Origin of the sequence: Novosphingobium beihaiense (genome assembly GCF_022832375.1) — a bacterium.
Taxonomy (GTDB): Bacteria; Pseudomonadota; Alphaproteobacteria; order Sphingomonadales; family Sphingomonadaceae; genus Novosphingobium; species Novosphingobium beihaiensis.
The window spans coordinates 1-10,575 of record NZ_JALHLG010000055.1 but is presented as its reverse complement, the minus strand read 5'-3'; the positions used below and the strand labels follow the sequence as shown (position 1 = coordinate 10,575).

The window sequence follows — 10,575 nt, the reverse complement described above, 5'->3', positions numbered from 1 at the left end:
GGGGGGGAGGCGCCAGCTTAGCGTCCCGGCGCGCGGCGGCAAGGGGGCTGCGTAGTCACCGGAATCCGAAGTTCGTCTCCTGTCCTTCGTCATTGCGAGCGCAGTGAAGCAATCCAGGGCGATGCCACTGCGCTCTGGATTGCCGCGGCCCTGCGGGCCTCGCAATGACGATGCAGGGGTATAGCGCATGGCAAGCAGTACCGCCCCCGCCGCTCTGGGGTCAGGGCAGCATTGATCCCGTTTCCACGAAGCGCTGGTGCCAGGACAGCGCCTCGCTCAGGATCGAGGGCGACTGGAGGCCATAGGACTGCTTCTGCGCCCGCGTGAAGTAATCCTCCAGCAGGGGCCGGTAATCGGGATGCGCGCAGTTGGCGATGATCACCTTGGCGCGCTCCTTGGGGCTGAGCCCGCGCAAATCGGCGAGGCCCTGTTCGGTGACGATCACCTGCACGTCCTGATTGATGTGATCGACGTGGCTCGCCTGCGGCACGATCGCGGAAATCGCGCCGCCCTTCGCGGTCGAAGGCGTCACGAAGATCGAGATATAGGCATTGCGCGCGAAGTCGCCCGAGCCGCCGATGCCGTTCTGGATGCGCGATCCCATGACGTGGGTGGAATTGACCGCGCCGTAGATATCGGCCTCGATCAGCCCGTTCATGGCAATGCAGCCGAGGCGCCGCACCAGTTCCGGGTGGTTGCTGATTTCCTGCGGGCGCAGAATCATCTTGTCGCGGTAACGGTGCATGTCGCGGTTGATCCGCTCGGCGGCTTCCGGGCTGAGCGAGAAGGCGGTGGCGCTCGCCATGCGCAGCTTGCCGGTGTCCAGCAGGTCCAGCATGCCGTCCTGAATCACTTCGGTATAAGCGGTCATCGCCTCGAAGGGACTGTCGATCAACCCGGTCAGCACGGCATTGGCGATATTGCCCACGCCCGACTGGATCGGCAGCAGCGAGGCAGGCAGACGGCCCACTTTCACTTCATGGCCGAGGAATTCGAGAATGTGCCCGGCAATCGCCTTGGCCTTGTCGTCCGGCGGAGAGAAAGGGGCGTTGCGGTCGGGCGAGTCGGTCTCGACGATGGCGACGATCTTGCCGGGATCGCAGCGCAGGGTCTTCTCGCCGATGCGGTCGTCGGGCTGGACCAGCGGGATCGGCAGCCGGTGCGGGGGCAGCGCGGTGCCGTAGTAGATGTCGTGCATCCCCTCCAGCGCCTCGTTCTGCCAGGAATTGACTTCGAGGATCACTTTTTCCGCGCGGTCGAGCCAGGTCTTGTTGTTGCCGACCGAGGAGGAGGGGATCAGCGATCCGTCCTCGCGGATGCCGGTGATCTCGATCACGGCGGTGTCCAGCGGGCCCAGAAAACCCTGCCAGGCCATCGGCGCCACCTGGCTCAGGTGCATGTCGAAGTAGTTCATCTCGCCCTTGTTGATCTTCTCGCGGGCGATGGGGTCGGAATTGTAGGGCAGGCGGAAATCGATGCCGTTGGCCTTGGCGAGCGCGCCGTCGAGCTCCGGGCCGGTGGAGGCGCCGGTCCACATGCTCACCTTGAAGGGATTGCCCGCGGCGTGTTCCGCCTCGATCTGCGCGGCGAGCGCCTGGGGCACGGCCTTGGGATATCCGGAACCGGTAAATCCGCTCATGCCCACGGTGCTGTCGTTCGTGATGAACCGAGCGGCATCGGCGGCAGTCATGATCTTCGAACGCAGCGCATGGTTACGGATACGCAAGCAACCTCTCCTTCTTTTTCACACAGGGCCCGGTTCGCGCGCGGGCGCACGAAAGAACAGTGAAAAAGGAGCGCTTTGACTTGCGTTTCATGCAAGTTGTGGCCCGGTGCATAGGCACGCGAACCACCATTGCAACATGCGTTCTAGCCCTGCGGAAGGGTGATTCCATGACATGGCGCAAATTTTGCTTCCTCTTCTTCCGCGATTGCATCGCCAAAGACCGGAAGGAGAAGCCCGCAGATGACCGACATGACCGAACTGGCCAAGCGCAAGCAGCCGATCAACCTCGCCATCGTCCACGTCGATCCGGACGCCTTTCTCGATCATTTCCTGCCCTGGCTGGAGATCACAGCGTTCCTTTCGGCGCTGCGGTCCGGGCAGGTGGAAATGCCGGACGACGGCTTTACTCCGGCGCTGACCGGGCAGCAGCTGGCGGGCGGGATCACTCATCAGATCGGTGACGATACGCTGGTCGCGTTCGCGATGTCGGCCGCGATGAAAGGGGACAAGGAGGCGGTCGACAAAGTCGAGGCGGCCTTGCGCGAACGCTTCGGCCCGGGCTTTCCCGGAAACGCCGGACTCTGGCATTTCCGCGGGGAAATCGCGGCGCCGGTGACGCTGGACGACCATGTCGGGCAGGCGGGCAAGAAGATGCTTTCGGGCGAGCCGACCCCACCGCCGATGCGCAATGGCGAGGCCTGGACGGTAGGCATGCGCTTCCTCGAACGTGCGCTGGGCTCCAACTTCAAGAGCGAGATTCTCTACCCGCTGGCGCTGTGGACACGCACCCGCTGGGAGGAAGTGTGCGACAAGGGCGTGGGCTTCATGGCGCACATCGAGGACAACCTGCCGATCCTGCGCGAAGCCTTGCAGGAACCGCGCAACGATGCGGCGTTCGTCGCCAACATGCTGCTGCTGGGCGCGCCTGCGGTGGAGATGGACATGCAGGATGAAGTGCAGGGCATGCTGCGTTCGCTGTCACGCCGCTGATGGCGAAAAGCCGACAATCGGCGGCGTGATGGTGCGGCGATTGAAGGGTTTGCGACTTTTCCCGTGTTCGGGAGAGGGGTGGTGCTTGCGTTGGGGGCAGCATGATCGCCTTGGATGAAGTTTCGTCATTGCGAGCGGAGCGAAGCAATCCAGGGCGATGCCGCTACGCTCTGGATTGCCGCGGCCCTGCGGGCCTCGCAATGACGACCCAAAGCACTTAGGCTGCGGGTTTCCGCACGGTCAGTTGCAGACCCATGGCGTCGAGAACGGCCATCAGTGTATCAAGCCGGGGATTGCCGTTTTCGGATAGCGCATTGTACAGCGCCTGACGCCCGAGCCCTGACTTGCGGGCGATTTCGCTCATGCCCTTTGAACGGGCGACATCGCCAAGGGCACTGGCGATATGCTTGGGGTCGTTCCCTTCCATGGCAGCCTCAAGGTAATAGAGGATGTCCTCCTCGGTATCGAGGTACTTGGCGGGATCAAACGGGGTCAGCTCCATTCTGGCGCTCTATCTCTGCCTTGAGCCGCTTTGCTTCCGCAATATCGGCTTTCTGCGTCCGCTTGTCGCCTCCGCACAGCAGAATGACAAGCTCCTTCCCGCGCCGGAAGTAGTAGACCCGATAGCCCGGCCCATAATCGATCCGCATTTCGAAGACACCGCCCTGCACGGACTTGTGATCTCCAAAATTGCCGTTCGATGCGCGCTTCAGACGATCGGCGATCCTCGCCATCGCCTTGCGGTCGCGCAGGGCACCAAGCCAGTCGGCGAAAACCGGGGTTTCCGAGAGCTGGAAGGTTTGTCCTGTATATAGGACAGATGGAGGGTTGTCACCGTCTTTGGTCATGGCTGCCTCGCACCTGAGTGGATTACTGTGACGTTGTAATCACATGGTACGAAGTGTTTGAATCGCGCGCGACGGACGGTTCGGGTGAGACTTCGTCCTAGCCTATCCAATTTCCGTGGCTGGAAAATTCTGACCATTGCTGCCTCGATCAATGAAACAGCCTTCATTAAACATTGATATTATTCGTACGCGCCCCGGAACGGGTTCCGGGGCAGAAAAAGAAACGTAACCTACCTCCCCCACTTCTTCTGCGTTTTCCCATACCGCGTCTTCCGCGTCCCCGGCTTGCCCTCGTTGCTGCGGCCCACCTTCGGCGCCTTGTGCTCGCCCTCCGGCAGGCCCAGCTCGGTCGCCTCCAGCCGCCGGATTTCGTCGCGCAGACGCCCGGCTTCCTCGAACTCCAGATCGGCCGCCGCCGCGCGCATGCGGCCTTCGAGTTCCTCGATGTAGGCCCGCAGGTTGTGGCCGACGAGGTTGTTGCGCTCGTCGTCTTCGAGATCGACGACCACGCCGTCCTTGCTGGCGGTGTCCGCCACGATATCGGCGATGCGGCGCTTGATCGTTTGCGGGGTGATGCCGTGCTCGGCGTTGTATTCTTCCTGCTTGGCGCGGCGGCGGTCGGTTTCGGCGATGGCGCGTTCCATCGATCCGGTCATGCGGTCCGCATAGAGGATCACGCGGCCGTCCACATTGCGGGCGGCGCGGCCGATGGTCTGGATCAGCGAGGTCTCGCTGCGCAGGAAGCCTTCCTTGTCGGCATCGAGAATGCACACGAGGCCGCATTCGGGAATGTCCAGCCCCTCGCGCAGCAGGTTGATGCCCACCAGCACGTCATAGACGCCCATGCGCAAGTCGCGGATCAGTTCGATGCGCTCCAGCGTTTCCACATCGCTGTGCATGTAGCGCACGCGCACGCCTGCCTCGTGCATGAATTCGGTCAAGTCTTCGGCCATGCGCTTGGTGAGGGTGGTGACGAGCGTGCGGTAGCCCTTGGCGGCGACCTCCTTGCATTCGGCGATGCAGTCCTGCACCTGATCCTCGACCGGTCTGATCGTCACCGGCGGGTCGATCAGACCGGTGGGGCGGATCACCTGTTCGGCGAAGACGCCGCCGGTCTGCTCCATTTCCCAGCCGCCGGGGGTGGCCGAAACCGCCACGGTCTGCGGGCGCATCGCATCCCACTCGTTGAATCTGAGAGGGCGGTTGTCGATGCAGCTCGGCAGGCGGAAGCCGTATTCGGCGAGCGTCAGCTTGCGCCGGTGGTCGCCGCGCGCCATGGCGCCGATCTGCGGCACCGTCTGGTGGCTCTCGTCCACGAACAGCAGCGCGTTGTCGGGCAGGTATTCGAACAGCGTCGGCGGCGGCTCGCCCGGCATGCGGCCGGTGAGGAAACGCGAATAGTTCTCGATCCCCGCGCACGATCCAGTGGCGGCGATCATTTCGAGGTCGAAATTGGTGCGCTGTTCCAGCCGCTGCGCTTCGAGAAGCTTGCCCTCTGCCTCCAGTTCTTTCAGCCGTTCCTGCAATTCGAAGCGGATCGCCTCGCTCGCCTGCTTCATCGTCGGGCCCGGCGTGACGTAGTGCGAGTTCGCATAGACGCGCACTTTTTCCAGCGTGGCACCTTTTTTGCCGGTCAGCGGATCGAACTCGGCGATTTCCTCGATCTCGTCGCCGAAGAAGCTGATCCGCCAGGCCATGTCCTCATAGTGGCTGGGGAAGATCTCCAGATTGTCCCCCCGCACGCGGAAGGTGCCGCGCGCGAAAGCATGGTCGTTGCGCTTGTATTGCAGGGCGACGAGCTTGCGGATGATCTCGCGCTGGTCCTGCGTCTTGCCCGCTTCCAGATCGAAGATCATCGCCGAATAGGTCTCGACCGAGCCAATACCATAGAGGCACGAGACCGAGGCGACGATGATCACGTCGTCCCGCTCCAGCAGCGCGCGGGTGGCCGAGTGGCGCATCCGGTCGATCGCCTCGTTCACCGAGCTTTCCTTCTCGATGTAAGTGTCGCTGCGCGGCACATAGGCTTCGGGCTGGTAATAATCGTAATAGGAGACGAAATATTCCACCGCGTTGTCAGGGAAAAAGTCCTTGAACTCGGCATAGAGCTGCGCGGCGAGGATCTTGTTGGGCGCCAGGATCAGCGCCGGGCGCTGCAGTTCCTCGATCACTTTGGCCATCGTGAACGTCTTGCCCGATCCGGTCACGCCCAGCAGCACTTGCGTTTTCTCCCCCTCCTGCGCGGAGGCGGTGAGTTCGGCGATGGCGGCGGGCTGGTCGCCTGCGGGCGCATAGTCGGAGACGATCCGGAATGCCTTGCCGGGCAGGGACTTTTCCGGACGCTGCGGTTTGTGAGGGACAAAGCTTCCCGAGGTATCGGGTTCTTCCAGTCCGCGGCGGATGATCAGTTCGGCCATGGCGGAACATATGGGGTATATCCCCGTCGCCCGCAATGCGTTGTTGGCCGATGAATCGTTGGCACCGGGCAGGGGCGGTGGTAGCTCTGCGCCCCTTGATCCGGGGGAGCCTTGCGGTGGAGGGAGTGCGGCTATGACGAACGGTTCTATGCGAAAGGGGGCGCTGGGCGCCTGCCTTACGGTTTTGGCGCTGCCGCTGGCGGCCTGCGGTTCGAAGGAAGAGGCGAAGAGCGAGAGCGCGGCGCCTTCCGCTGCCGAAACGGCGGGCACGCCCATGTCTGCTGATGAAGCCGCGCAAGCGGCGGCGCGGCTGGAACGGCCCCGGCCGGGCTCCTACAAGCAGACGATCGAGGTGATGGACCTGCAGATTGCCGGGCTGCCGGAGAACGCCGCCAGCCAGATGAAAGGCATGATCCGCAAGACGGATACACACACCTTCTGCATCACGGACGAGGACAACGACGACGGCTACAAGGACATGCTGCAGAACGCCGGCCAGGGCGGTGATTGCACCTATTCGAAATTCGATGTTGCGGGCGGGCGTCTCGATGCCCAGATGCACTGCGCCATGCCGGGCCAGGGCGATGCCGTGATGACCATGAATGGCACTGTCAGCGAAACCGGCTCGGACGTGATCATCGGCATGGATGTTACCGGCGGGCAGCCGCCGATGGGCAACATGAAGATGAAAATGCATATGATTGCCGAACGTGTGGGCGATTGCCCGTCCTGATCGCGGTTGATGAACGAAAGGCTGGAAGACGACGTGAACAATGCCGCGCGGCACCATCCGGGCTCCTTGCGTGAGGCGATAGCCCGGCGCGCCGCTTTCGTGCGCGAGCCGCATCCCAAAGGCGTCGCCAAGCCGCCGTTGCAGCTCATGCTGGCCGAACTGCGCTCGCTCTATCGCGGGCACAAGCAGGAGCAGGCGGTGCAGCCTGCCGTGCATCCGATGCCGGTGATGCTGCTGCCGGGGTTCGGCGCGCATCCCAAGCGGATGAAGCCGATGGCCGATGCGCTGAAGGCGGCGGGCCATCACGTTTATGAATGGGGCCTCGGTTTCAACTTCGGTCCCAGCGCAGACAACTTCGCGTTCCTGATGCGCAGGGTCGGCGCGATCTCGCTGGGGCACAAGGCGCCTGTCGCGCTGGTGGGCTGGAGCCTCGGCGGCCTTTTCGCACGCGAGATCGCCCGGCGCGAACCGGACATGGTGGCCAAGGTTATCACTATGGGCACGCCTTTCTCGGGCGATCCGCGCGCCAACAATGCCTGGCGGGCCTATCAGGTCGTCACCGGCCATTCGGTGGACGAGCCGCCGATCGAATGCGATTTCTCGGTCAAGCCGCCGGTGCCCACCATCGCCCTGTGGAGCCCGCGCGACGGTATCGTCGCCCCGCGCGCCGCCTGCGGCTGGCCCGAAGAGCGCGACCGCGCGATCCCGGTCCGCTGCTCGCACCTCGATTTCTCCAATGCCCCCAGGGTCATCGCAGAGGTCCTGCGCCAGCTAGACGCGGAGGATTGATTTTCCCCTCCCCCGGCGCAGACTGCGCGCAAGGGAGAGAGGAAATGCCGGAAATCTGGCCAGAAATCTGGAGGGCTGGAGGCACCAGCACCGGAGCCACGCGCGAACAGGCCCGCGCCGTGGAAGCGGAGGGCTGGGACGGGCAGATGTTCATGGATTCGCAGTGCCTGTCCGCTGATCCTTACGCGCAGATGGGCGTCTGGGCCTGCTCCACGCAGCGGATCAGGCTCTCGACTGGCGTCACCAATCCGTTGACGCGCAACCTTGCGGTAACGGCGAACGCGGCGGCGACGGTCCAGGCGATCAGCGGCGGGCGCGCGGTGCTGGGCATTGGCCGGGGCGATTCCGCGCTGGCCTGGCTCGGCCACGCGCCGGTGAGCCTCAAGCGTTTCGGGCAGGCGATCGGGCACTTGCAGACTCTGCTGTCCGGCGGCGAAGTGCCTTTCGCGGATTTCGGCCCGGCGGGCGATGCCCCCTCGATCCACGGCCTGCCGTTGGGCGTCCGCCCCGAAGGCGTGCGCCTCAATTGGCTGCCGGAAGGCTTGCCCAAGGTCCCGCTCGATGTGGCCGCGACAGGCCCAAAGGTCATTGCCATGTCCGCCCTTGCCGCCGAACGCGTGACGTTCAGTGTCGGTGCCGATCCGGAGCGGATGCGCTGGGCCATCGGCGAGGCGCGCAAGGCGCGTGCCGAAGCGGGTCTGACGGACGAGGGCATATCCTACGGCGCCCAGATCGCCGTCATCTGCCACCCGGACGAGGCCACGGCGATGGCTACCGCGCTGCACATGGTCCCGCCGCTTGCCCGTTTCCAGATAATGCAGAGGCGGGCGGGGCAGGGGCAGGCGGGCCCCGCCGATGCAGCGGCCAGCGAGAACCTCGGCCGGATCCGCGAAGGCTATGACATGACCGAACATGGCAATATCGCCTCGAAACAGCGCATCGTGGGCGGCACGCTCTCACCTGATTTTGTGAAGCGCTTTGCCGTGGTTGGCAGCCCCGAACACTGCCTGGAACGCCTGCTTGCGCTGATGGCGCTGGGGCTGGAAAGGATCGTCGTGGTGGGGCCGGGCTTCTATCCCGCGGAGTGGGGCGAGGCGGCGGACCTGTTCGCGAAGGAAGTGCTGCCGGGCCTCAAGGCGGGATGAAGGAGAGTTAACGCCGTGGCGGGATGGCAAAATTCCCTTCGGTGCATCACGCAGCGGGCGTGAAACTCTTAACGTCACAAACGTCAAAAAATACACTATTTTCAAAAACTTGCGGCGGGCGCTGTAGGTGAAGTCCAAAATTCACGTTCGCAAAGCGGCCACCGGTTCCAAGCAGGAACGGCGCTATGGCCCTGTATGGACAGGCGTTACCCGGCTCTCGATCAGTCGGCGCTCCCGATTGAAAACGAAGACCAGTTGCATATCGGTCCGCACCAGCGCGGGTTTGGCAGAGCCACGGATCAAGGCCTTGATTTCATAGGTTTCGGGATCGAAGCCCATATGCGCCAGATTGGTATTGTCGATCAGGCCCGAATGCGGGAGTTCCCTGGCGGCCAGCCATGCTTCCACTTTGGCGGCGGGCGTGTGTCTGGGCAGTTGCTCGGCGATTTCGGCCTTGATCTTCGCTTCGGGCGCCATTCCGGTTTCCGCTTGTTGTTGGCAGGCTGCGGTCATCGCGCTTGTGCCGGCAAGGGCTGCGGTCAAAACCAGAAGCGGCGCCTTCAGCGTGGACCGGGCAGATCGGGCAGTTGCGAATTCCATGCTGGAGCCCATACTACGGGGGACACGTCAGGATAACCAGACCTTTCGAGGGCCTCCCGGACAGTCGAGTTGCTGTTCGCGGCAAGGGGCATGTAGTTGATGCGGGCCGCCTCGATGTCATCCATATGATGTGCGAGTTCGGTTTCAATCCTGTCGCAATTGCCCTGCGTTTCGGCCACGGTCTGACGACCCGATGGTTCCGTCGTCCAGTCGACCGTGCCGGGGCGGTAGGCGCCGTATTCGGTGACGATGGGGCCGTAGATGCCGAATTCGGGATCGTAGGGCGCTTGCGGTGCATCGCTGCTTGAACGCGAAGACGGGCTGTTCAGGCCCGTGTTGTTCGCCTGTGGCCCGCCTCGAAAATAGTTGGCCGAATCCGCATCCGTTGTGACGATGAATGCGTGATTGGTCGGCCCGATTACCGGTTTGAAGCGCACTTCGATCGTGCAGGTCTGGGCCGCCGTCATCGTGGCAGGGGCGGCATTCTGGTCCACTGCGGCATCGCTGGCCTGACGGCTTCCGGTCATCGCGTCGAGCGTGCGCAGGGCGTTTCCCTGCTCCACAGGAGATCCGGTACGGGCCGTGTTCAGTGCTTTGTCGAGGTCCGTGTCGAGGCCCGTTGCCGTTTCCGCAGCGGCGGCCGTGTCCGCGCTACCGCTGCCAGTGCCGCCGCCTATACCATTGCCGGAGCCGCCTGCGGCACTGCCGCCCAATCCGTCGATGCCCATGTTCGCATTCCTTTCGAATGCAAAAATTAGCTGTCGCCTGCAGGGCTCGCGATATGCGCATCGGTTACTGTACTAATCCATAAGACTATTGATATCTGTCTGTGCAGGGGGATGGTACCGGGCTTAGAGTCTGTTTGAAAATGTCCATTGGGGCATTTTTGGTGCCGCGAAATTCGCTTCGAGCGAATTTCCAAACGGCCTCTCACGCCCTCGGCGCCTGTCTGCGGTAGCTGAGCGCTTCGGCCACGTGGAGGCGGCTAATGTTTTCAGCGCCCGCGAGGTCGGCGATAGTGCGGGCGACGCGCAGGATGCGGGTATAGCCGCGGGCCGAAAGGTGCATCGCTTCGGCTGCCTGCATCAGCAGTTTGCGTCCGGCCTCGTCCGGGGTGGCGTGGGTGTCGAGCAGGTCTCCGTCGAGATCGGCGTTAGTGCGCCGTCCGGTGCCCTCCAGCCGGGCGGTCTGGACTTGGCGGGCACGGGCGACGCGGATGGCGACGTCCTCGCTGCCTTCCGCCGGGGGCGGCAGGGCGAGGTCGGCGGCGCGAACCGGATCGACTTCCACGTGCAGGTCGATCCGGTCGAGCAGCGGGCCCGAGACC

Annotated in this window: 11 protein-coding genes; 4 read left to right on the top strand and 7 right to left on the bottom strand. The window is 63.7% G+C overall.

The genetic code is table 11. The features are described 5' to 3' along the window. Nucleotides 1–220 precede the first annotated feature (220 nt). A complete protein-coding gene (locus MTR66_RS19430) occupies nt 221–1,690 on the bottom strand; it encodes an acetyl-CoA hydrolase/transferase family protein (protein WP_243924048.1) in 1,470 nt (489 codons plus the stop codon). Nucleotides 1,691–1,966: 276 nt separating this feature from the next. Between MTR66_RS19430 and MTR66_RS19425 the strand changes: the two genes are divergently transcribed. Beyond that, nucleotides 1,967–2,716, top strand: coding sequence for a hypothetical protein (locus tag MTR66_RS19425; RefSeq protein ID WP_243924046.1), 750 nt, complete (start codon nt 1,967–1,969; stop codon nt 2,714–2,716). 217 nt (nt 2,717–2,933) lie between these two features. Here the strand turns inward: MTR66_RS19425 and MTR66_RS19420 are convergent, their stop codons facing one another. The 3 genes from MTR66_RS19420 to uvrB form a co-directional block, all read right to left on the bottom strand. Next, complete coding sequence (locus MTR66_RS19420) at nt 2,934–3,218, bottom strand: addiction module antidote protein (protein WP_243924044.1); 285 nt, start codon at nt 3,216–3,218, stop codon at nt 2,934–2,936. Further along, nucleotides 3,199–3,564 (bottom strand): type II toxin-antitoxin system RelE/ParE family toxin, encoded by a 366-nt coding sequence (locus tag MTR66_RS19415; RefSeq protein WP_243924042.1) that lies wholly within the window; start codon nt 3,562–3,564, stop codon nt 3,199–3,201. The genes MTR66_RS19420 and MTR66_RS19415 overlap by 20 nt, the downstream gene beginning before the upstream one ends. 230 nt (nt 3,565–3,794) lie before the next feature. Next, the gene (gene uvrB, locus MTR66_RS19410; protein WP_243924040.1) at nt 3,795–5,981 is read right to left on the bottom strand and encodes an excinuclease ABC subunit UvrB; all 2,187 of its coding nucleotides are present in this window, start codon (nt 5,979–5,981) and stop codon (nt 3,795–3,797) included. 133 nt (nt 5,982–6,114) lie between these two features. Here uvrB and MTR66_RS19405 point away from each other — a divergent pair, with 133 nt between their 5' ends. The 3 genes from MTR66_RS19405 to MTR66_RS19395 are packed head-to-tail and all read left to right on the top strand — an operon-like array spanning nt 6,115 to nt 8,648. Further along, complete coding sequence (locus tag MTR66_RS19405) at nt 6,115–6,714, top strand: DUF3617 domain-containing protein (RefSeq protein ID WP_243924038.1); 600 nt, start codon at nt 6,115–6,117, stop codon at nt 6,712–6,714. Between the two features lie 9 nt (nt 6,715–6,723). After that, nucleotides 6,724–7,503: an esterase/lipase family protein gene (locus MTR66_RS19400; protein WP_243924036.1), complete on the top strand. Its 780-nt coding sequence runs from the start codon at nt 6,724–6,726 to the stop codon at nt 7,501–7,503. A 44-nt stretch (nt 7,504–7,547) separates the two neighbouring features. Then, a complete protein-coding gene (locus MTR66_RS19395; protein ID WP_243924034.1) occupies nt 7,548–8,648 on the top strand; it encodes an LLM class flavin-dependent oxidoreductase in 1,101 nt (366 codons plus the stop codon). A gap of 183 nt (nt 8,649–8,831) precedes the next feature. On the opposite strand, the gene MTR66_RS19390 is transcribed toward MTR66_RS19395, so the two are convergent. The 3 genes from MTR66_RS19390 to MTR66_RS19380 all read right to left on the bottom strand — a co-directional run. Next, complete coding sequence (locus MTR66_RS19390; RefSeq protein ID WP_243924031.1) at nt 8,832–9,125, bottom strand: hypothetical protein; 294 nt, start codon at nt 9,123–9,125, stop codon at nt 8,832–8,834. A gap of 83 nt (nt 9,126–9,208) precedes the next feature. After that, entirely contained in the window at nt 9,209–9,976 is a 768-nt protein-coding gene (locus MTR66_RS19385) for a hypothetical protein (RefSeq protein ID WP_243924029.1), read from the bottom strand. 202 nt (nt 9,977–10,178) lie between these two features. Then, on the bottom strand, nt 10,179–10,575 hold a 397-nt coding region (locus tag MTR66_RS19380), incomplete at its 5' end, for a magnesium chelatase subunit ChlI family protein (RefSeq protein WP_456094041.1).

Bases quoted from the DNA above. Each gene is read 5' to 3' on its own strand.
- MTR66_RS19430 (WP_243924048.1), bottom strand. From the start codon at position 1,690: ATGACTGCCGCCGATGCCGCTCGGTTCATCACGAACGACAGCACCGTG.
- MTR66_RS19425 (WP_243924046.1), top strand. From the start codon at position 1,967: ATGACCGACATGACCGAACTGGCCAAGCGCAAGCAGCCGATCAACCTC.
- MTR66_RS19420 (WP_243924044.1), bottom strand. From the start codon at position 3,218: ATGGAGCTGACCCCGTTTGATCCCGCCAAGTACCTCGATACCGAGGAG.
- MTR66_RS19415 (WP_243924042.1), bottom strand. From the start codon at position 3,564: ATGACCAAAGACGGTGACAACCCTCCATCTGTCCTATATACAGGACAA.
- uvrB (WP_243924040.1), bottom strand. From the start codon at position 5,981: ATGGCCGAACTGATCATCCGCCGCGGACTGGAAGAACCCGATACCTCG.
- MTR66_RS19405 (WP_243924038.1), top strand. From the start codon at position 6,115: ATGACGAACGGTTCTATGCGAAAGGGGGCGCTGGGCGCCTGCCTTACG.
- MTR66_RS19400 (WP_243924036.1), top strand. From the start codon at position 6,724: ATGAACGAAAGGCTGGAAGACGACGTGAACAATGCCGCGCGGCACCAT.
- MTR66_RS19395 (WP_243924034.1), top strand. From the start codon at position 7,548: ATGCCGGAAATCTGGCCAGAAATCTGGAGGGCTGGAGGCACCAGCACC.
- MTR66_RS19390 (WP_243924031.1), bottom strand. From the start codon at position 9,125: ATGGCGCCCGAAGCGAAGATCAAGGCCGAAATCGCCGAGCAACTGCCC.
- MTR66_RS19385 (WP_243924029.1), bottom strand. From the start codon at position 9,976: ATGGGCATCGACGGATTGGGCGGCAGTGCCGCAGGCGGCTCCGGCAAT.